At 49.8% G+C, this 20,003-nt stretch carries 17 protein-coding genes; 14 read left to right on the forward strand and 3 right to left on the reverse strand.

Features of this window, described 5'->3' with window-relative positions:
- Positions 1-22: 22 nt before the first annotated feature.
- Positions 23-3,622 (reverse strand): chromosome segregation protein SMC, encoded by a 3,600-nt coding sequence (gene smc, locus L2Y54_RS13835; protein WP_236496853.1) that lies wholly within the window; start codon positions 3,620-3,622, stop codon positions 23-25.
- A gap of 21 nt (positions 3,623-3,643) precedes the next feature.
- Here smc and queF point away from each other — a divergent pair, with 21 nt between their 5' ends.
- The 6 genes from queF (at position 3,644) to L2Y54_RS13865 (ending at position 9,861) form a co-directional block, all read left to right on the forward strand.
- Positions 3,644-4,033, forward strand: coding sequence for a preQ(1) synthase (gene queF / locus L2Y54_RS13840; protein ID WP_236496855.1), 390 nt, complete (start codon positions 3,644-3,646; stop codon positions 4,031-4,033).
- Between the two features lie 75 nt (positions 4,034-4,108).
- Positions 4,109-4,717, forward strand: coding sequence for a peptidylprolyl isomerase (locus L2Y54_RS13845; protein ID WP_311196193.1), 609 nt, complete (start codon positions 4,109-4,111; stop codon positions 4,715-4,717).
- Positions 4,718-4,958: 241 nt separating this feature from the next.
- Positions 4,959-5,534: a carboxymuconolactone decarboxylase family protein gene (locus L2Y54_RS13850; RefSeq protein WP_236496857.1), complete on the forward strand. Its 576-nt coding sequence runs from the start codon at positions 4,959-4,961 to the stop codon at positions 5,532-5,534.
- A gap of 35 nt (positions 5,535-5,569) precedes the next feature.
- The gene (locus L2Y54_RS13855; protein ID WP_311196243.1) at positions 5,570-5,845 is read left to right on the forward strand and encodes an MGMT family protein; all 276 of its coding nucleotides are present in this window, start codon (positions 5,570-5,572) and stop codon (positions 5,843-5,845) included.
- A 50-nt stretch (positions 5,846-5,895) separates the two neighbouring features.
- Positions 5,896-7,386, forward strand: coding sequence for a hypothetical protein (locus L2Y54_RS13860; protein ID WP_236496859.1), 1,491 nt, complete (start codon positions 5,896-5,898; stop codon positions 7,384-7,386).
- A 60-nt stretch (positions 7,387-7,446) separates the two neighbouring features.
- On the forward strand, positions 7,447-9,861 hold the full coding sequence (locus L2Y54_RS13865) for a hypothetical protein (protein ID WP_236496861.1): 2,415 nt from the start codon (positions 7,447-7,449) through the stop codon (positions 9,859-9,861).
- On the opposite strand, the gene L2Y54_RS13870 is transcribed toward L2Y54_RS13865, so the two are convergent.
- Both L2Y54_RS13870 and L2Y54_RS13875 read right to left on the reverse strand, forming a co-directional pair.
- Positions 9,830-10,663: a methyltransferase domain-containing protein gene (locus L2Y54_RS13870; RefSeq protein ID WP_236496862.1), complete on the reverse strand. Its 834-nt coding sequence runs from the start codon at positions 10,661-10,663 to the stop codon at positions 9,830-9,832. The two genes, L2Y54_RS13865 and L2Y54_RS13870, sit on opposite strands and share 32 nt — an antisense overlap.
- Before the next feature lie 252 nt (positions 10,664-10,915).
- On the reverse strand, positions 10,916-12,337 hold the full coding sequence (locus tag L2Y54_RS13875; protein ID WP_236496864.1) for an integron integrase: 1,422 nt from the start codon (positions 12,335-12,337) through the stop codon (positions 10,916-10,918).
- Between the two features lie 1,024 nt (positions 12,338-13,361).
- Between L2Y54_RS13875 and blaOXA the strand changes: the two genes are divergently transcribed.
- The 8 genes from blaOXA to L2Y54_RS13915 all read left to right on the forward strand — a co-directional run bounded on the left by blaOXA (position 13,362) and on the right by L2Y54_RS13915 (position 19,861).
- Positions 13,362-14,162, forward strand: coding sequence for an OXA-46 family oxacillin-hydrolyzing class D beta-lactamase (gene blaOXA / locus L2Y54_RS13880; protein WP_236496866.1), 801 nt, complete (start codon positions 13,362-13,364; stop codon positions 14,160-14,162).
- A gap of 48 nt (positions 14,163-14,210) precedes the next feature.
- Entirely contained in the window at positions 14,211-15,002 is a 792-nt protein-coding gene (gene aadA1 / locus L2Y54_RS13885) for an ANT(3'')-Ia family aminoglycoside nucleotidyltransferase AadA1 (RefSeq protein ID WP_001206317.1), read from the forward strand.
- An 81-nt stretch (positions 15,003-15,083) separates the two neighbouring features.
- Positions 15,084-15,887: an SDR family oxidoreductase gene (locus L2Y54_RS13890; RefSeq protein ID WP_236496867.1), complete on the forward strand. Its 804-nt coding sequence runs from the start codon at positions 15,084-15,086 to the stop codon at positions 15,885-15,887.
- Between the two features lie 110 nt (positions 15,888-15,997).
- Positions 15,998-16,411, forward strand: a complete 414-nt coding sequence (rnk, locus tag L2Y54_RS13895; RefSeq protein ID WP_236496869.1) for a nucleoside diphosphate kinase regulator — start codon at positions 15,998-16,000, stop codon at positions 16,409-16,411.
- A 174-nt stretch (positions 16,412-16,585) separates the two neighbouring features.
- Complete coding sequence (gene rnk / locus L2Y54_RS13900) at positions 16,586-16,999, forward strand: nucleoside diphosphate kinase regulator (RefSeq protein ID WP_236496869.1); 414 nt, start codon at positions 16,586-16,588, stop codon at positions 16,997-16,999.
- 147 nt (positions 17,000-17,146) lie between these two features.
- A complete protein-coding gene (locus L2Y54_RS13905; protein WP_236496871.1) occupies positions 17,147-17,950 on the forward strand; it encodes a DarT ssDNA thymidine ADP-ribosyltransferase family protein in 804 nt (267 codons plus the stop codon).
- A 296-nt stretch (positions 17,951-18,246) separates the two neighbouring features.
- A complete protein-coding gene (locus tag L2Y54_RS13910) occupies positions 18,247-18,948 on the forward strand; it encodes a DarT1-associated NADAR antitoxin family protein (RefSeq protein WP_236496872.1) in 702 nt (233 codons plus the stop codon).
- 106 nt (positions 18,949-19,054) lie between these two features.
- On the forward strand, positions 19,055-19,861 hold the full coding sequence (locus tag L2Y54_RS13915; protein WP_236496874.1) for a hypothetical protein: 807 nt from the start codon (positions 19,055-19,057) through the stop codon (positions 19,859-19,861).
- Positions 19,862-20,003: the final 142 nt, after the last annotated feature.

Raw genomic sequence — 20,003 nt, forward strand, 5'->3', positions numbered from 1 at the left:
TAATCCTTGTTTATTTCCAGCATTAGCTATTAGCCAGCTTGACAGCTTCCGCCATGTCTACCGTCACCAGCCGTGACACCCCCGCTTCACGCATGGTAACACCGATAAGATTTTCGGCAAGTTCCATCGTGGTCTTATTGTGGGTAATAAATATGAATTGTACCTGTTCTGACATGTGCCTGACCAGTTCACAGAAACGCCCGACATTAGCCTCATCAAGGGGCGCATCCACCTCATCCAACAGGCAAAACGGGGCTGGATTCAGTTCAAAAATCGCAAATACCAAGGCTACCGCTGTTAACGCCTTTTCGCCACCTGACATCAGGTAAATGGTCGAAATTCGCTTGCCCGGCGGGCGTGCCATAATCGCCACCCCGGTGGTGAGCAGGTCATCGCCGGTCATTTCCAGATAACATTCCCCCCCACCAAACAAGCGCGGGAACATTTCCCCCAAACGGCTGTTTACTTTGTCGAAGGTTTCTTTGAAACGCGCACGGGTTTCACGGTCAATTTTACGGATGGCGGTTTCCAAGGTCTCTAATGCGGCGACTAAATCCGCATTTTGTTGATCCAAGTAATGTTTGCGTTCTTGTTGTTCACGGAATTCGTCGATAGCGGCAAGGTTGATTGCCCCTAAACGCTGGATACTGCGTTGCACACTGTCCAATGCCTGTAAAAAGGTCTCGGCACTGGCATCTGCCGGAAATTCAGCCTGCAAAATCGCCGCGTCACACTCGGTTTTGGCAAATTGTTCGGCAAGCGTTTGTTCACGTACCTGCACGCTTTGCCATTCCAGCTTACGGTTTTCCAAGGCAGTGCGTGAGGTTTCGGCAAAGCGTTCGGCTTGAATGCGGGCGCTGTCTTGCTGACGAATATCGGCTTCGAGCGCTTGCAACTGCTGGCGGGCTTGGGTCAAACGTTGCTCCACGTCAGCACGTTGGGTGAGCGCTTGCTCACGCTCTTCTTCCAGTTCAGCCAGCGGATCGTCTTGTAATTGCAGTTGTTCCAACAAGGTATCGCGCTGTTGCTCCAGCAATTCAAGGCGGCTGTGGATGCGTTCGAGTTGGCGCTGGCTATTGTCGCGTTGGGTACGGTGGGTTTCGATCTGCAAGCGCACGTCTTGCACCGTATCTTGCAGGTCACGCTGAGTACGACGTGCTTCACCGACGGCGTGTTGCCAGTCTTCGCGGGTGGTCGCAAGCTGGTCGCGTTCGGTTTGCAAGGTTTCGAGCAAGGCCAGGGCTGCGTTGCGTTGAGTCGTCGCGAGTTCGTGTTCGGCAGTTTGCTGCTGTTGCTGGCTGGCGAGTTCGGTGCATTCACTGTCAATTTGCTGGCGGCGCTGGCTGAGCTGGTCGATGCGCTGTTGCAGGGTATGCAAACGGTTACGCTGTTCGGATTCGCTGCGGTGCAAGCGGTTAACATCGGCTTGCGCTTGCTGGCGCTGTTGTTCGAGCGTACTAATGCGGGTGCGCAAAGTGTCGGCGTTGGTTTGCCAGTCATTGAGTTCGGTTTCTAGCCGTTCGAGTTGTTCGCGCAGGCTGTCAATCTCTTGCTGGCGTTGCAAGATACTACCGTTGGCTTCGTCTTGGCGGCGACTCCGCAACCAGTTTGTGCCTAACCACAGGCCGTCGCGGGTGATAATGCTTTCACCGGGGGCAAGGCTGTGACGCTGGGATAAGGCTTCGTGCAAGGTCTCGGCACAATGAATGCCAGTGACGAGGCTACGCGCGGCTTCGGGCACGTGAAGTTTGTGGGCAAGAGACCCCTCACCCCAGCCATCTCCCTCAAGGGGCGAGGGGGCAAGAGGGGCTGCGATGTTTAGTAACGTTATTCCGGCTTTTGGGAATGCCTCTGTTCCCCTCGCCCCTTGAATGCATATAGCATCCAAATCCTCCCCTAACACGGTTTCAAACGCGGTTTCCCAACCGGCTTCGACTTTGAGGATTTCAGCCAAGCGGGGAGCGGTGTCCAAAGCGTGTTCTTTGAGCCATTGTTGGCGTGCCTTATTGGTTTTGTCTAAGCCGGATTGTTGCAACGTTTCCAGCGAAGCTAAGCGCCCTTGCAGGGATTGGCGGCGGGAACGTTGCGCGTCGAGCTGGCTATTAAGGTCGCGTTGCACTTGCTGTTGCTGGCTGAGCGTCACGCTAAGGTTAGCAAGCTGGTCTTCAGCAAGCGTGAGTTCTTCGGTGGCGGCTTCGCGTTGTGCTTCCAGCAATTGCACGTCATCGGCAACGTTGGCGGGGGCAAGGTTGTTGGCTTCTTGCTGCAAGCGCTCTAGGCGTTGGCTGGTTTGGCTCAGTTGGCGTTCGAGTTGTTCAATGCGGACTTTTTCAACTTGTGCCTGACGAGTAGGGTCGGCAATGTGTTGTTGCAGCGTGTGCCAGTGTTCTTGCCAGTCATTCAGTTGGTCTTCGGCTTCGGCAAGGCGTTCTTCGGCGAAGGCCAGTTGCGTACTGAGATCGTCTTCACGCGGGATAAGGTCGGCAAGCGCCGCTTCACTCACGCTAAGTTTGGTGCGGTCTTCGGCAGCGTGACGCAAGGTTTCGGCAATGCTTTGTTCGGCAGTGCGCAAGGCATCTTGCTGGCGGCGTTCAATGTCGCGCTGGTGTTGAATGCTTTGTTCAATGCGGGCGATTTCTGATCCGGCTTGGTAATACTCGCCCTGTACCGCATTCAAGGTTTCGTTAGCATCGGCATAACCTTCGCGCAATTCGGTGACAACCGCTTCCAGATGGTGCATCTCGGTGAGATGCGCCTGATAGGTATTGGAAAGCTGGCTCAGCTCACGCAGTCGTTGCGCCCCATCCGCTTGCAGGTGTTGCCATTGCAATAACAACGCGCTGGCTTCGAGTTGGCGTTCTTGGTCGCGTAATTCGCGGAAACGTTGCGCGGCTTTGGCTTGTTTGTCGAGGCGTTCCAGTTGTTTTTCGAGTTCGTCGCGCAAGTCGCTCAGGCGTTCGAGGTTTTCGCGGGTATGCGCCATGCGGGTTTCGGTTTCGCGGCGGCGTTCTTTGTAACGCGAAATTCCGGCGGCTTCTTCGAGGGTATGGCGCAATTCTTCGGGTTTGGCTTCAATCAAGCGCGAAATCATACCCTGTTCAATAATCGCGTAACTGCGTGGCCCTAAACCTGTACCGAGGAAAATATCGGTAATATCGCGGCGGCGGCATTTCGCGCCATTGAGGAAATATTTGGAATCCCCGTCGCGGCTGACTTGGCGTTTGATTGAAATTTCCGCGTAATTGGCGTATTCGCCGCCCAACTTGCCGTCGCTATTATCGAACACCAGCTCGACTGAGGCTAAACCAATGGGTTTGCGTGAAGAAGAACCGTTGAAAATGACATCTTCCATTGACGCACCACGCAAGTGCTTGGCAGACGATTCACCCATGACCCAGCGCACGGCATCAATGGTGTTGGACTTGCCACACCCATTGGGGCCGAGAATACCGGTGAGATTGCTGCGTAAATCCAGCGTCACGGGGTCTACGAAACTTTTGAATCCGGCGATGCGGATTTTGCTAAGGCGCACTTCTTTTCCTAATTTATGGGCGTGGTAATGGACAAACGCGCAAGCATGATATAAAACCAGCGCGTTTTCAACATCCACCCGACTGTTCATCGGGACACATTAGGAGCAACCATGTCTACACGCCCCAGCAAAGAACTCGACACCTTCCCCAACCCTAACCCGCAACGCGATTACACCATTCGCATTGATTTACCCGAATTTACCTGCATTTGCCCCAAAACCGGGCAGCCGGATTTCGCGCAGTTCAAAATCGAATACGTCCCTGATGCAAAGTGCGTTGAGCTGAAATCCCTCAAATTGTACATGTGGAGCTACCGTGAAGAAGGCGCGTTCCACGAAGCCGTCACGAATAAAATTTTGGAAGATTTGGTTGCCGCCACTGAACCGCGCTTTATGCGCCTGACCGGGGTGTGGAATGTACGCGGCGGCGTTTACACCACCGTAATCGTCGAACACCGTCAGGCAGGCTGGCAACCTGCCCCCAAAGTTGAACTGCCGTAATACGTTGGAAAAATCAGGCGGTGCGCGGTATTATGCGCATCGCTTGATTATCAACAACAACACGGGGCATACCGCATGAAACGTTTTTTTATTACTATTTTTGCCATGTTACTGAGCTTTGCCACTTTGGGCTGTAATGCCGAGGAAAAAGCCGCAGCAACACCCACTTCTGGAGATAAAATGTCTACTATTCTGATTGAAACCACCAAAGGCAACATCAAAATCGAACTGGATGCCGCCGCTGCACCCAAAACGGTTGAAAACATTCTGGCTTACGTCAAGGAAGGTTTTTACGAAGGGACTATTTTCCACCGCGTCATTCCCGGCTTCATGGTGCAAGGCGGTGGCATGAACGAAACCATGAAAGAAAAAGCGGACAAGCGCCCACCTGTCAAAAACGAAGCCAACAACGGCTTGAAAAATGACCGTGGCACGGTAGCAATGGCGCGTACTAACGACCCGCATTCCGCTTCTTCACAATTCTTCATCAACGTCAGCAACAACGATTTCCTGAACTTCCGTTCTGAAACCGCACAAGGCTGGGGCTACGCGGTCTTCGGTAAAGTCGTCGAAGGCATGGATGTAGTTGACGCGATTGTTGGCGTAAAAACGGGCAATTTCGGCCCGCACGGTGACGTGCCGGTACAACCGATCCTGATGAACAAAGTTACTATCGTCGAATAATTCCACTTCTCCGCTTGAAGAAACCCCTCCTAACCTCCCCTTATCAGGGAAGGGAGCAAGAAAAAATCAGTATGTTCTTGTTCCTCCCCTGATAAGGGGAGGTTAGGAGGGGTTTCTTTATCCGTTGGCACGCTACTTGCTGTTAGTTTGACATTTTCATGACGCTTAGCAGACAAATGACGTACACCCGGCTTTCTGTGGTACAGTTTGTTTTGCACTGCAACAAAAAGGATAAACGACAATGGTAGATACCGACTTCATCGCGTCACTCAAACGCGCACGCACTTACGGGCTGGGCGAGTTTTTGGAAATTATTAGCGAGCTTTCTCAAGAGAGCACCAAAAAAGGCGCACTGGATCGCAAGCATAAGGAGCTAATAACGTTAGGGATTGCCCTCGCGAAAGGCTGCCACCGCTGCATCGACATTCACACCGAAGCCGCCATTAAACTCGGCGCAACCGATACGGAAATGCTGCAAGTACGCCGCGTTGCGCTTTACGTGCAAGCCAGCCCTGAACATCACCACACCGAATTGTGGAAAGCCTGGACGGATTCATGGCGCGAATTTTCCCTCAGCAAAGGCTGTATTGACCGCCGTTGCCGCGAACTGGTCGGTTTGGGCATCGCTTTGGTGCAACAAGACGCGCGGCTGATTGAGATGCATGTCAAAGCTGCCCGCGAATTTGGCGCAAGCCCGGAAGAAATCTTCGAGGTGATGCCGATTGCCCTGCTGATGGATGGCGCACCCGCGCTTTCACAAATTCCGCAATTGGTCCATGCCCTTGAACAGTATGACGCCCTTGAGGTCGCCGCCTGAGCAAACACCAACGCATTTATGCCGTTGTCAGGCAAATTCCCCCCGGTTACGTCGCCACTTACGGCGATGTAGCCGCACTGGCAGGTTTGCCGGGTCATGCACGTTTAGTCGGCTATGCCCTGCACGCCCTGCCGGAATTTTCCGATGTGCCTTGGCAACGGGTCATCAACGCGCAAGGCAAAATCAGTTTAGGGCGAGCTTACCCCGGTGGGGATTTGCACCAACGCCACTTGCTCGAAGCCGAAGGTGTGGAATTTGATGCCAATGGCAAAATTGCGCTAAAACGTTTCCGCTGGCAACCCTCATGCTGAAATGCTGCACTATACTTAGCAGATAGGGCAACAACACGAGGGAAAAATTTATGTCACGACTCGCCGACCAAACTTTGGCACAAGCGAATGCTTGGTATGCTCAAAATCCGCAAGCCCGTTACGACCGCCCCCTACCCACTTCCGCCTACACCATCAACCCCGCGACTGCGCAAACCTTGTGGAAGGATCCCACCTTAAAAACCGAGCGTAGCCTCGTCACCAAACTCATCGAAGTCGGTGGCAAATGGGAAGAAGTCCCCACCCACATCCACAGCGATAAGGACTTGCGCCTGATTGCCTACCAGAATGTCTGGAAAACCAAGCAACGCGACCTGTTGCGTTTTATCCAGCCCGGCGAATGGTATTTAGGCTCCTCACACCATAACCCCGGCAATCGCCACATTGTGCAATCCGTGTTCCACGATGAGGAAAAGGGTCTGGAAATGCTCAAATTCAGCATTACCCACATCCGCAATTACATCGGGGTTGCCAGCGGCATGGTGGGGACCGACAGCCCGCGCAGCTACGCCAACCAACATTCAGCGGGGCATGTTAACCCGAAAGATTACCCTGCCCTGTTGTGGCGCATCCGCTTTCTGGGCGATATTTCCCCGGCGGAACAACGCGCTTACGTCAATAATGTGCGTACTTGGTCAATGCTGTTGCAGAAAGTGACTAAATTCCCGCCCGATTACAATGGCAATGACAACCTAATGACCAATAGCTATGCCAAGGTGATGGAATTTGGCAGCAATGTGCTGAATGCCGTGCTGGGCAGCCGTAACGCACTGGCCACCTTGCACAGCCAAGCCGAACAAGTGTATTGCTCCGAAGCGGGAATGCACCTTGCCCTGAATCTCGGTTTAAATGCCCCGCTCAACCAAGCCAGCGTCAGCGCCTTGTTTGGGGCAGATAAATGGGCAAAAGTCAGCACCATGCTCAATGAAGGGGAAGCGTTTTGGCGCAATGGCAAATATTTAGACTACTACGGCAATGGCACGGATGGCTTTATGCAAAATGCCGAACAAAACCGTTTGGTTGAGCTGGAACCTGCCCCCGCTTGGCTCGCAGCACTCAAAGACCGCCTTCCCGGCAGACCCTTGGCTGGTGATGGGCTGGTCTTTCGCCCGTGGGATGTAGCAGACATGATCGAACATTTCATCAAAACCGCTATCCCGCGTAAAGGACGTGAAACCTGGGAAGTCTCCAACGCGCAAGCCGAATTGCTGTTGTGGTTAAAACCGGGCATTTTCCACTCAATGGGTTTTAGCCGCAGTAATCCGCCGCCACCGCCGCTGGTGATGCTGTTTGATACGCTGGTGGCTAAAGTGCGGCGCAATTATGAATCGTATGAAGCCTTGCGGGCTGCGATTGCCCCAGAGTTACAAGCGGCGCAACAAATCGTTGCCCCCAAAGCGCTGGGCGCGGGTGCATTCGTGCCGCCGCACATGGTGACAAGCATCACCGGGGACGCCGATGAACTGATTGCGTTGGAAGCCGTTGGGCAGTTATTCCATGAAGATGTGCTCAAAGCGAAGTAATCCTTTATAATCGCCGGATTTCTGGAATAACCGGCGGTGATTCGCGGGAGCTTTTGCATTATGCCATTTTCAAACCAACCCTCTGTGGATGCCAATACCACGCAATCTTTGCCCATCCTTCAGGAGCGTTATGCCCTGCGGCGGTGCATGGCGGATACGGCGCTAGGCAAACTGTATTGGGCGCAAGACCTCAAACAACTGCAAGGCAATGGTGAACAAGCCAATGTATTAGCGTTCACCCTATTGCCTGCATTGGCACAAGACCCGGTGTTTGAACAAGTTTTCGGGCATGTATTACCCTCGTATCAAAAACCTGCCCTCGGTATGCCACACATCACCGACGATGGCAAAAGTGCTGATGGCACGCGCTGGCTGGTGATGCGCAATGTTGGCGGCATGTTGTTATCCGAACGCCTCGTCGAACTGGATGACCGGGGAATGCCTTTACCCGAAGTGCTCGAATTACTGGACGGCATCAGCCACCTGCTTGCCAGCCAACGCCCCGACGGGGTATTTGGGTACTTGGAACCGAATGCGATCTTGCTCAATGACAAATCCCCCTGTTTACTGACCGCACCGGTCGCAGCAGCCCTACGGATGAGTTACAAAAACACTGCCAGCGAACGCACCCGCCAAACCCTGCATTCGGGTTACATCAGCCCCGAAGTGTTACTCGGCGACACCCCAACCCCCGAAGACGATACCTTCTCAATCGCGTGTTTGGCTTACCACCTCCTGCAAGGCAGCGCCCCTTTTGGCAAACACAGCACCTTGGAAGCCACCGTGCGCAACTCAGCCCCCGGCAGCATCCGTAAACTACGCCCCGATACCTGGGCAGTGTTGCAACAAGGGTTAAACCTGAAACGTGGCGCACGGCAAAAATCCCCCACAGCCTTCCTGAATACCCTGCAACGCAAGCAACAAAAAAAGCTGTTGCTACCACTCGCGGGCTTAGTGGCTGCCAGTGCGGTTGCCCTGACCACCTACCAGCTACTTTCCAGTTGGGGCAATGCGCCGGAAGAATCCCCCACCCCGCGCACCACTGAGCTGGAATTAACCCAGCCTAACAGCAGCAGAATAGCGCCGCCTGACACTGGCGATGCTTCATTGGTTAATGAACCAGCCGTTCCCACTGCGCCTGCTCAAGAAAGCGTGACAGCTACAACCGAACGCCTCCCGGATAACACTGCCAATGAGGCAGCGTCTGCCCCAGCCAACGTCACTGCATCCAATAACCTGCGTAACTTACAAGCGCAAGCCGCTGATGCCATCCTGCAAGGCAAGCTGCTCAGTGACAACCCCAACACCCCAGCCGCGTTAGACTATTTGCGCAAAGCCACCGCGCTAGACCCCGACAACACCCAAACCCAAAGCCTGTTAACACAACTCATCAATCAGCAACACGCCGAAGCGGAAACCCTGTTAAACACCGACAAACTCGATGAAGCCAGCAAACTGTTGAGCACCGCTGACCGCCTGATCACCGAATTCACCCTCGCTGACAGCCTGAAACGCCAAGTCAGTCTGGAAGCTGCCGTCAGCCAAGCCCAACGCAAACAAGCCTTGGCAGCAGCGTCAGAACCCAACGCCGCTATTGCCACGCCGCCTGATAATGCTGAACCGGCTGCACCTGCCGCCGATACCGACAATGATACGGGCAATGACCAGCAATATTTAGCACGCGCCCAACAAGCCATTGACTATGGCAACTTAAGTCGCGGCGATGACCGCAGCGAAAGCGCGATTGCCTACCTAAACCCGCTGCTGGAAAAAGATCCCGACCACCCCGCCGCACGAACCCTATTGCAAAAAATCGTGGATGCCCAGCAGGAAGCCGCCAGCACCCACTTGCGCAAACGTGACACCGAAAAAGCACGCGAAGTGCTGAATGACAGCCAGGTGCTCATTGGCAAATACCAACTCGACAACCGTGTCGAAGCCCAAATTGCGCTGGAAAAACGTTACCGCGAAACCTTAGCGATGGGTGTTTTTACCCCCGGCACTGAACCCGCAGCCCCCGCCGTCGCGGTCAAACCAGAAAAACCGGCGGCAAAACCGGCTGAACCGACACCCGCTACGCCTGAAGCTGCCGCAACGCCTGTTGCTGTTGTCCCCCCAGAACAGGAGGGTGAAAACCCGGAAGCCGCTGAAGCCGCTGAAGCCGCTGCCGCTGCTGCCGCGAACTCAGCCCCCTTGGAAGTGCGGGTTTCCCCCGATATTCCGGTAAGCACGGGGGTAGACATTCCCGCAGACTTGGCGGTGACACCAGCGCCGATACCGGCAACCGAGCTGCCGCCGGTACAGCTTGATAACCCAGTGGCAGCCCCACAACCCGCGCCAGCCCCCAGCGTTACCTTTGAAGTGCCGGTCACTGATCCTGACAATACGGGCAACACCTTCACGTTGGATGTGCCGAATCTGATCGAAGTACCGTTGGATACGATTAGGGACAGCCTGCCACCTGCCGACAGATAAACGCTGACACTGGGCGACCATCGTCCAGTGTTTCCACCGTATCCAGCAGGATGTCCGTGTGCGCAAACACCTGTGCCAACTCCCCCGGTTTCAACAGGAAATTGGGGTTACGCGGGCTGCCGAACTGTTCTGCACCTTGCATAAAGGTCTGGTAAATCAGAATGCCGCCGGGTTTGAGCAAGCGTTGCAACCAAGGGAAGAGCGGGCGGTGTAAATAACGTGCCACCGTGATCAGCGCAAATTGCCCGTCAGCAAACTCACTAAACGGGTCTTGCCCGGTTTCCAAATCGCGTTGCAGGGTTGTCACCGTGACGTGTTGGCTGCTTGCCAGTTGTTGCGCCCGTTGCAATGCGCCGGGAATGTAGTCGATGCCGGTCATCTGCCAGCCATGCATGGTAAGGTACACCATATCCCGCCCTGCCCCACAGCCAATATCCAAGCCCTGCCCCGGCTGAATCTGGTAGGCGGGCATGAACTCCGTGACGAAACGCGCGATCAAGGGTGCGGGTTGCCACAAACGTTGTGATTGCGCACCGTTTTGCCATAAACCGGCGGCTTGTAAGCTTGCCGCTAGGGGCAACGTCCATTCGATGGCTTGCACCACTTGATAGCCTTTGCTGGTCAGGAATGCGTTGGCTGTTTGCAATGTGTCAGCGTTGGCGTACACGGTCAATGGTTCGCTGGTTTTGGGGAGTTCGTGCATCCGGCTGGGCAATTCATCCACGGGTATCGAACAGGCATGAGCATGATGCCCCTGACAAAACGCGGCGAATGGGCGGCAATCAAGATGTGCCAGTGGCATTATGTTCCCCACACATTACGAATAAAGTTCAGATGCAATGAGTTTAGCGCATTGCGTTAGTGTGGCGCGATTTATCGGGGCGGAGCCGGATATATCGAGCGCGTAAAATAATCGCACTTTGTGCGACTTAAGGTGCGATTAATTTTTGTAATCCGGCACAATAAAGTGTAAATTACGCCCTGTTGTCGCAAAATTAACGCAAAGCATCGGCTGGGTCATGACAGATCAGGGCGGTAGCGTGTCTCAGGCTCACTACATCATATCGGCGGGACTACGTACACTGATACCGGGCGTATTCAGCACATGGGTATAAATCATCGTCGTCGACACATCCGAATGCCCCAACAACTCCTGCACCGTGCGAATGTCATAACCGGATTCGAGCAAATGGGTCGCAAACGAATGGCGGAAGGTGTGACTGGTAGCGTGTTTGGTGATCCCCGCTTGTTTCACCGCCCGCCGAATGATTTTCTGCAAACTGGTTTCATGCACATGATGGCGACGCACCACCCCAGAACGCGGGTCAGCAGCAACACCACTGGAAGGAAACACATATTGCCAACGTAATTCTTTCGCCGCATTTTGATACTTACGACCCAAGGCATCAGGCAAATACACCTCGCCAAACCCGTTCTTTAAATCCATTTGGTGTTGACGCTCAACAAACGCGATTTGTTGTTTGAGGGCTTCTTTAAAACGTTCGGGCAATGGCACAATTCGATCTTTAAAACCTTTGGCGTTGCGGATCAGCAGTTGGTTGTAATCAAAATCCACATCCAGAATCCGCAGGGTCACGCATTCCATGAGGCGCAAACCGCCCCCGTAGAGCAAGCCCGTCATTAAGTGATGTGTCCCTTTCAGGTGTTGGAATACGCGGCGCACTTCATCGCGGGACAGCACCACCGGCAATTTACGCGGGCGTTTTGAACCGATAAAGTCGCCCAAATCATCCAGCGGCTTTTTCCAGACTTGGTTAAACAGGAACGCAAGCGCATTTAATGCCTGCTTTTGGGTGGAAACTGAAACATTGCGTTTAAGCACAAGGTATTCGAGGTATTGTTTGACTTCTTTACCCCCTAAATCATGCACGTCATTGGGTTTGTGGAAGTAGAAAAAGCGGGAAATCCAACCCCGATAGGTTTGCTCGGTGCGTATCGCGTAGTTTTTGAGGCGTACCACTTTGACCACTTCCGCTAATGCAGGCTGGTAACGTTGGTAAAGTTCGTTAGAACAACGCTCTTCACCTTCGAGCATTTCCAACCCTTCCAGACCATCGAGAGCATCGGTGTAATCGCGAGCGACAGTAGCGTGATTGGCATCTAACTTTTTCGCGGACGCTGACCAGTATTCCCAATCGAAATCATTTGCCCAACTTTTTTTCAATGCCAGACAAAACAGAATCCGTATAGCATCGACGACTTGACCAAATTGCCAGGCTTTCAAGTTGACTTCACGCCCTACTTTGTTGAGAAATTCCTCTACTTGTTGGGCTGTATGGGTGCGGATGTGATCGTCGGGAAAATAGGCGATGTACTGCTTGGTACGCAACACATACCACGTCACATATTTTTGACCAACACCCTGTTTAACAAGAAAAAGTGTGTAATTTTCCCAGAACTCATGGGAATACGTAGTTGCCGGTTCTACGGGGCTTCGTGTATGCTTCTTATCCATTAACATTAACTGAATTTTGGGGACACGATTTATGATAATGCCAGACTATGCGGAATTCTCGACGAACCAGATAGGCGGCGTGTGTTCAGCGATTGAGCGCAGGCTTCCTATCCTGATATTCCAGAACGCTGCCTAATAAACTGTTAGCAAAATACATTACGCAAAAAGCGTAAGCGTCGTAAATAATACGAACCCAAATTTCAAATCAATAATGTGATCCAAGGAAAAAAAGAACGGATCGACAATTACGCCCGTAACTAAATTTTGTATGTGATTTTTAAGTTAATTGGTTTGAAATAGCGTAAGTTGTTGATTTTGAAGGGATTTTTCAATTTTCGCAAAATTGAACATGCAAAGTTTAGTTACGGGCGTAAAAATTTAATAACCAAGCCACAAATAACAAGAAATATCGAGGCCTGGCACGTAAAATAATCGTCATAGAAAATGTGGAAGTTTTCAGAGGAAGATAAGATAAAAATAACGCAATTTAGGTGCCCTACTCTGTTTTTTTACAAAAGGTCATTTAAATTCGAAGAATTTAAATGAGCAGCCGCCGGCAGGGCACGGTTCAAGAAAAATAGAGATTGATTCCGGAACCCCTAAATCGAACGTTTTGTTACACGCATAAATTTGAACGGAGGAAAGAAGTAGAAACCGAGAACTTGAGTCAAGCCGGCCTGGGGCCGGCTTGACTCAAGTTCATGATTTCGTTGGAAGAAAAGGGATCGTGCGCGGAAAGTTTTGGAGTTTTTGAAAGGAAATGAAAATAACGACTTATATTTAGGTTGTTGTTTGTTGAATATGATGTTTGAATTGAATTCGGAAAAAAGAAGGCACTGCGAGCTTTGAGAGAATTGGAAGATTGGAGTTGCGTGGGGCAAGAAGATTTGGGATACTGCTTCTGCCGGTTGGAGCTTCGTGAAGTGCTAACTGGGCGGTCAAACTGACGTCGCACAAACCCGCCGCTTCGCTTTGGGTTTGTGCGCCGCAGTTTACCTTTACGTTGGGCATCAAAGGAAACTTAATGGTAATCCGATTCTTCACTATACTGCTATCTACCTTTTTTCTTACCTCATTCGTGTATGCGCAAGAACACGTGGTAGTCCGTTCGGACTGGAAGAAGTTCTTCAGTGACCTCCGGGCCGAAGGTGCAATCGTTATTGCAGACGAACGTCAACCGAAGCATACTTTATCGGTTTTTGGTCAAGAGCGAGCGGCAAAGCGTTACTCGCCTGCTTCAACCTTCAAGATACCACACACACTTTTTGCACTCGATGCAGATGCCGTTCGTGATGAGTTCCAGGTTTTTCGATGGGACGGCGTTAAACGGAGCTTTGCAGGTCACAATCAAGACCAAGACTTACGATCAGCGATGCGAAATTCTGCGGTTTGGGTTTATGAGCTATTTGCAAAAGAGGTCGGAGAGGACAAAGCAAGACGCTATTTAAAGCAAATTGATTATGGCAACGCCGACCCTTCGACAATCAAGGGTGATTACTGGATAGATGGTAATCTTGAAATCTCAGCGCACGAACAGATTTCGTTTCTCAGAAAACTCTATCGAAATCAGCTGCCATTTAAGGTGGAGCATCAGCGATTGGTCAAAGATCTCATGATTACGGAAGCCGGGCGCAACTGGATACTACGCGCAAAGACCGGCTGGGAAGGCAGGTTTGGCTGGTGGGTAGGGTGGGTTGAATGGCCAACCGGCCCCGTATTCTTCGCGCTGAATATTGATACGCCAAACAGAACGGATGATCTTTTCAAAAGAGAGGCAATCGCACGGGCAATCCTTCGCTCTATCGACGCATTGCCGCCCAACTAATCAATCCAGCGGACGCTTTCGGCACCGCTGATTTCAACGTTAAACATCATGAGGGAAGCGGTGATCGCCGAAGTATCGACTCAACTATCAGAGGTAGTTGGCGTCATCGAGCGCCATCTCGAACCGACGTTGCTGGCCGTACATTTGTACGGCTCCGCAGTGGATGGCGGCCTGAAGCCACACAGTGATATTGATTTGCTGGTTACGGTGACCGTAAGGCTTGATGAAACAACGCGGCGAGCTTTGATCAACGACCTTTTGGAAACTTCGGCTTCCCCTGGAGAGAGCGAGATTCTCCGCGCTGTAGAAGTCACCATTGTTGTGCACGACGACATCATTCCGTGGCGTTATCCAGCTAAGCGCGAACTGCAATTTGGAGAATGGCAGCGCAATGACATTCTTGCAGGTATCTTCGAGCCAGCCACGATCGACATTGATCTGGCTATCTTGCTGACAAAAGCAAGAGAACATAGCGTTGCCTTGGTAGGTCCAGCGGCGGAGGAACTCTTTGATCCGGTTCCTGAACAGGATCTATTTGAGGCGCTAAATGAAACCTTAACGCTATGGAACTCGCCGCCCGACTGGGCTGGCGATGAGCGAAATGTAGTGCTTACGTTGTCCCGCATTTGGTACAGCGCAGTAACCGGCAGAATCGCGCCGAAGGATGTCGCTGCCGACTGGGCAATGGAGCGCCTGCCGGCCCAGTATCAGCCCGTCATACTTGAAGCTAGACAGGCTTATCTTGGACAAGAAGAAGATCGCTTGGCCTCGCGCGCAGATCAGTTGGAAGAATTTGTTCACTACGTGAAAGGCGAGATCACCAAGGTAGTCGGCAAATAATGTCTAACAATTCGTTCAAGCCGACGCCGCTTCGCGGCGCGGCTTAACTCAAGCGTTGGGTGTCTCTAAAGTAGGATCAGTATGAAACGACTTGAAGGAAAGATTACATTGGTTACTGGCGCAGCCAGAGGCATAGGTGCAGCGATATCGCAAGCCTTCATTGATGAGGGCGCTTTTGTCTATTTGACAGATATTAACGATGAGCTTGGTATCGAAACTGCGAAGAGACTCGGTGCCTCGACCGAATACATCCACTTGGACGTTCGGGAGGAAAGCGACTGGATAGCTGTTACCAAAATGATAGGCGAAAAGCACGGTCGCCTTGATGTGCTTGTAAACAATGCCGGGATTACAGGGTTTGAAGCAGGCGATCTTACTCACGATCCAGAGAACGCCAGCTTGGAGGCTTGGCGGGACGTTCATCGGACGAACCTGGATGGCGTTTTTCTCGGATGCAAGTACGCAATTAAATCAATGCGCAACGGAATGTCGGGCTCCATTATCAACATTTCCTCTCGGTCGGATCTTGTTGGAATACCTGGCGCAGCGGCATATGCGTCATCCAAAGCTGCCGTAAGGAATCACACAAAGACCGTTGCTCTTTATTGCGCTGATCAAGGACTAAACGTGCGCTGCAACTCGATACATCCAGCGGCAATTCTCACACCTATGTGGGAGCCAATGCTTGGTACGGGCCCAGATCGAGAGGTCAATATGGCACAAATCGTCAGTGATACGCCGTTGCGGCGCTTCGGGCTTCCCGAAGAGGTATCTGCAGTAGCTGTTTTGCTTGCGTCGGATGAGGCCGCCTATATGACGGGTTCAGAGCTTAATATCGATGGTGGGATTTTGGCGGGATCAGCGGCAAGCCCAAAAGTGGAATGACGCCCAACAATTCGTTGCGGCGGACGGCCCTGACAGGCCGCCGCTGAACTCAAACGTTAGGCTACAATCATTCCTAGTGCAAATTTATTTACAACATATTGAGAGTGAAAATGAACACAAGACCAGAAATAACTATCTCTTCTTTAGATGCAGATAGACTAAATAACTTAATTGAATCTTTGCCAAAAAATAGCTTTGCTGGAAAAGCTGAGCTTGAGTCGGAACTTGCACGAGCAAATATCGTAGCTCCAGAATTAATTCCGCCTACAATAGTTACTATGAATTCTAAGGTTAAATTTTTTATCGAATCTACCAAAGAAGAATTTGAATTAACACTTGTGTATCCAAAAGATATTGATTCTAGCGGAAATAAAATATCAATATTGGCGCCAGTAGGTAGCGCTCTGCTTGGCCTATCTCAGGGAGATCAAATCGAATGGCCGAAACCGGGCGGAGGCTTTTTCAAGGTAAAAATTATAGAAGTTGTCTATCAGCCAGAGAGGGCTGGCGAGCTATATCGATAAAATAAAATATGAATAATGGCCTAACAAGTCGCTCAAGGACGTGGCTTCGCCACTGGACAGCCCCAACCGGCGCATGCTTCGCATTGTATGCGCCGCTTGTGTCTGCCCCTTAGCTCTGCGTTAGGCTACAATCATTCCTAGTGCAAATTTATTTACAACATATTGAGAGTGAAAATGAACACAAGACCAGAAATAACTATCTCTTCTTTAGATGCAGATAGACTAAATAACTTAATTGAATCTTTGCCAAAAAATAGCTTTGCTGGAAAAGCTGAGCTTGAGTCGGAACTTGCACGAGCAAATATCGTAGCTCCAGAATTAATTCCGCCTACAATAGTTACTATGAATTCTAAGGTTAAATTTTTTATCGAATCTACCAAAGAAGAATTTGAATTAACACTTGTGTATCCAAAAGATATTGATTCTAGCGGAAATAAAATATCAATATTGGCGCCAGTAGGTAGCGCTCTGCTTGGCCTATCTCAGGGAGATCAAATCGAATGGCCGAAACCGGGCGGAGGCTTTTTCAAGGTAAAAATTATAGAAGTTGTCTATCAGCCAGAGAGGGCTGGCGAGCTATATCGATAAAATAAAATATGAATAATGGCCTAACAAGTCGCTCAAGGACGTGGCTTCGCCACTGGACAGCCCCAACCGGCGCATGCTTCGCATTGTATGCGCCGCTTGTGTCTGCCCCTTAGCTCTGCGTTAGGCTCTAATACAGATGGAATTTACATGACTGCACAAACTCACGAGATATTGATTTTAGAGGGTCAAAAAACTTCAATGGCGTGTTGCCCCCCATTGCCAGAGAATGAGCCGCGCATTACAAAGTCTGCACAAACCATGCTTAGTTCAGCCTGCTGGCGTGGATACATTGGAACTTGGGAAATAAAGCAAGGCCGACTTTTTCTCGTGGGACTTAGCGGGAATTACAATCTAGGTGAAGGTGAACCTATTTTTGCAGATTGGCTTTCTGGGGAAATTACTATCCCTGAAGGTGAAATTCTAAACTACATTCACGGAGGGTTTGCTACCGTCTACGAACGGGAGCAGCGCATACATATAGAAAGAGGAGTGGTTGTAAAAGCTATCGAGGTTAGTAACCGCCCAACACATCAAGATGCATCGGAGATCAAAAAATTTGTAGAAAGTCGCGGCATAATGTCGTTACTTCATTTCACAAGGGTGGCAAACGTCCCCGAGATTCTAAAGCACGGCTTGCTTGGACGAGAAAGCATAGTAACAAGGGGGCTGAGTGCAAGCTTTAATGACCAATATCGTTACGACAATGCAGCTGACTCCGTGTGTGCATCAATATCATTCCCTAACTATAAAATGTTCTATAGCCTTCAGCAGAGAAGCTTAGATGATGATTGGGTTGTGCTCAGGCTGAATCCGAAGATATTGTGGGAAATTCCTTGCGCGTACTGCTTTTCAAATGCTGCCTCAAGCAAGGTTACAAAAATTCCCATTGAGGAAAGAATGAGATTTAAAGCTTTGGCATCAATGTTCGAGGATATCCCCCAAGCATCATGAGAAGTAGTCTTGGAATCCCTGATGAATATACCACCGATCCACAAGCGGAAGTTCTCATTCTGGCGCCTGTTGATCCTAGTTATATTCTAGACATAAACGTAAACCAGAAGAATAAGATAAAAGATATGGAAACAATGCAGAACTTATTCAAGCCATTCTCTAATAGATTTAAATTTCAGCATGACGGTTCGTTATTTACTTATCGAAAAGATTATGAATATTGGAGAAGAGATCAATTTTCATCCGATGATTTAAGCATCGATTTCGAAGACATTTTTGACATATAGAATTGCATTATGGCTACTAGACCGATTTTTTTGCCGCAAAAAGTAGGTGATCTACTAGTTCGTACGGAATTTGTTGATTTTGTCTGGAGTCCCGGAATGGCGGTGACTCAAAAGCAAAAATCCATTTCATCGCTCCATGCGGCCGCGATTAATAATAACCTTTGCACTCATCCACTCGAAATTTCTAGTAAATCAGAAATTCCTCTTGGTGTCAGTCTAAGCGCTTTTAATCTAAAAGGGTCAACAAGAAAGCGTAACCAAGTTTTTACAGTCGAAACATTGTATCAATCCAGCAAGGTATTTGAACGTGGTGGCCCCTATCGCGATCTTTTAAGCGCAAGCTCAAGAGATGCAAAGAAAGACGATCGAATAAAAGAATCTGGAAGGCTTATAGCTTTTGATTTGTTTGGAGAAAAGTGGCCCCTTGAACCGAAAACCGCGTTCTATGACTGGGTTTATCTAAATACTCTCGCAAAAAATGACCACCTCGCAGAGGAGCTCGGTCGGTATGACGCATTTACGGATATTGAGTTCAATCCAAAAAAATCAATAAACTGCCAAGCATACTCTGTGGCGCTTTTTAGAGCATTGACGATGCGTAGCCTAATTGGTGACATTCTTGGTGATAGAGCGGCCTACTTTGACATTATTGGGGATAGGCCAGTGAGCAATGCCGTTGAGAATACACAGAGCCAAAGTAGGTTACTCTAAGCCTAACAAGGCGCTGCTGTCGGACAAATTTTCCGCTGCGCTCCAAATTTTCCGCAGAGCGCGGCGTTAAGTTTATATAAACCCCACATTCAAAGAGATACAATGCATGTTGATATGGATAGAAGAAAATAAAGAATGGTTTTTATCAGGTGCTGGAATATTCTTAATTTCCAGCATAGTCAGTTTTACATCAATCCTTTTGACTTTATGGTTCAAGTCACGCAGTGAGAAAAAACGACTTAAAAAACTTCTAATTTTATCAAGCACAACAAAAATCTCTGCCCCAATACCCAATCAATTTCATGACGTATCTTTTGAGGATATGAAAATTTCCTACAAAGGGCAAGAATATGAGAACTTATCTGTTTTCGCATCTCAAATAAAAAACATAGGCATACCTGCAATACCTAATCAAAAAGTACATTTGACAATTCCTTTAGATGCTCAAATAATTGAATCTGACGAAGAAAAAAGCATGGAATCAATTAACGTAACTAAGGAAGAAATTTCAGGAAAAAACAAGAAAGAAATAATCTATGAAATTGATCGCTTAGAAAACAATGATGTCTTCAGTATACTATATTTAATTAATATAAAAAACGAAGAAGAAATATACTGTGAGGCTCGTGGAGTTGATGATATTGAATATCATCACAAAGATGAATTTGACCGACCCGAAATAGAAAAACTTTTAATATACATTGCCGCATTTATATTCTTAGGAATGATTCCAGTGCTTAGCAACCTATTTCAAGCAGTAATAGTATTAATGGCTTCTCCACTTATTATTAACTTATATAGGAGTCATATAAACCGCAAAGAAAACAGCGGTAACTCTGTAATTGTGCATGGAGGTATAAGAGTAGATGAGAGTGGGAACTTTGCAGTAAATCAAATATCAAAAGAAACTTAACAATTACATCGACGACGGACGCGGTGACAGCCCACGACTCCGTTTTGATTACTCCCCGCCGCGCCCGTCAGCTATGACGTTGGCTTCATAAAATGACGATAAGCAGCACCAGATTCAAACACCGAAAAGATTGGATTCGCAC

Origin of the sequence: Thiothrix winogradskyi, assembly GCF_021650935.1 — a bacterium.
Taxonomy (GTDB): Bacteria; Pseudomonadota; Gammaproteobacteria; order Thiotrichales; family Thiotrichaceae; genus Thiothrix; species Thiothrix winogradskyi.

What these genes read in the sequence shown, in the direction of transcription:
- smc (WP_236496853.1), bottom strand. Translation starts at nt 3,622, where the DNA reads ATGAACAGTCGGGTGGATGTTGAAAACGCGCTGGTTTTATATCATGCT.
- queF (WP_236496855.1), top strand. Translation starts at nt 3,644, where the DNA reads ATGTCTACACGCCCCAGCAAAGAACTCGACACCTTCCCCAACCCTAAC.
- L2Y54_RS13845 (WP_311196193.1), top strand. Translation starts at nt 4,109, where the DNA reads ATGAAACGTTTTTTTATTACTATTTTTGCCATGTTACTGAGCTTTGCC.
- L2Y54_RS13850 (WP_236496857.1), top strand. Translation starts at nt 4,959, where the DNA reads ATGGTAGATACCGACTTCATCGCGTCACTCAAACGCGCACGCACTTAC.
- L2Y54_RS13860 (WP_236496859.1), top strand. Translation starts at nt 5,896, where the DNA reads ATGTCACGACTCGCCGACCAAACTTTGGCACAAGCGAATGCTTGGTAT.
- L2Y54_RS13865 (WP_236496861.1), top strand. Translation starts at nt 7,447, where the DNA reads ATGCCATTTTCAAACCAACCCTCTGTGGATGCCAATACCACGCAATCT.
- L2Y54_RS13870 (WP_236496862.1), bottom strand. Translation starts at nt 10,663, where the DNA reads ATGCCACTGGCACATCTTGATTGCCGCCCATTCGCCGCGTTTTGTCAG.
- L2Y54_RS13875 (WP_236496864.1), bottom strand. Translation starts at nt 12,337, where the DNA reads ATGGATAAGAAGCATACACGAAGCCCCGTAGAACCGGCAACTACGTAT.
- blaOXA (WP_236496866.1), top strand. Translation starts at nt 13,362, where the DNA reads ATGGTAATCCGATTCTTCACTATACTGCTATCTACCTTTTTTCTTACC.
- aadA1 (WP_001206317.1), top strand. Translation starts at nt 14,211, where the DNA reads ATGAGGGAAGCGGTGATCGCCGAAGTATCGACTCAACTATCAGAGGTA.
- L2Y54_RS13890 (WP_236496867.1), top strand. Translation starts at nt 15,084, where the DNA reads ATGAAACGACTTGAAGGAAAGATTACATTGGTTACTGGCGCAGCCAGA.
- rnk (WP_236496869.1), top strand. Translation starts at nt 15,998, where the DNA reads ATGAACACAAGACCAGAAATAACTATCTCTTCTTTAGATGCAGATAGA.
- rnk (WP_236496869.1), top strand. Translation starts at nt 16,586, where the DNA reads ATGAACACAAGACCAGAAATAACTATCTCTTCTTTAGATGCAGATAGA.
- L2Y54_RS13905 (WP_236496871.1), top strand. Translation starts at nt 17,147, where the DNA reads ATGACTGCACAAACTCACGAGATATTGATTTTAGAGGGTCAAAAAACT.
- L2Y54_RS13910 (WP_236496872.1), top strand. Translation starts at nt 18,247, where the DNA reads ATGGCTACTAGACCGATTTTTTTGCCGCAAAAAGTAGGTGATCTACTA.
- L2Y54_RS13915 (WP_236496874.1), top strand. Translation starts at nt 19,055, where the DNA reads ATGTTGATATGGATAGAAGAAAATAAAGAATGGTTTTTATCAGGTGCT.